Origin of the sequence: Parendozoicomonas verongulae, assembly GCF_009711465.1 — a bacterium.
Classification (GTDB): domain Bacteria; phylum Pseudomonadota; class Gammaproteobacteria; order Pseudomonadales; family Endozoicomonadaceae; genus Sansalvadorimonas; species Sansalvadorimonas verongulae.
Window position 1 is genome coordinate 1 of sequence record NZ_SMME01000123.1, and the last position, 271, is coordinate 271.

The 271-nt window shown below is 50.9% G+C and carries 1 protein-coding gene; it reads right to left on the minus strand.

Annotated features, from left to right (window positions below; translation table 11 throughout):
- The coding region (locus E1189_RS24175) for a hypothetical protein (RefSeq protein ID WP_230459791.1) at positions 1–180 on the minus strand (180 nt) is incomplete at its 3' end.
- Positions 181–271 lie beyond the last annotated feature (91 nt).

Consider the following 271-nt stretch of genomic DNA (forward strand, 5'->3'; position numbering starts at 1 on the left):
TAATTCATAGAAGTAGCGGATACTCAAACACAAACAGCTTTCGAACCCCGAAAACAGCTGCTTTTCCAGTTGCAGCCCATCAAACTGATCCCATGCTCCCATATCAATCAAAACAGCTGCGAGACACAGTTCAATCTCCTTGTCATCACAGGGGGTGTTCGCCTGCCCACCCGGCCGCATGAGTACGCAGTCGGGTAAAAATATCCAGAGCCGTTTTCAGGTTTTCCGTGCCCCCCATGGCCTGAAGTAGTCTGCCCAGAGCCAGTTCGAT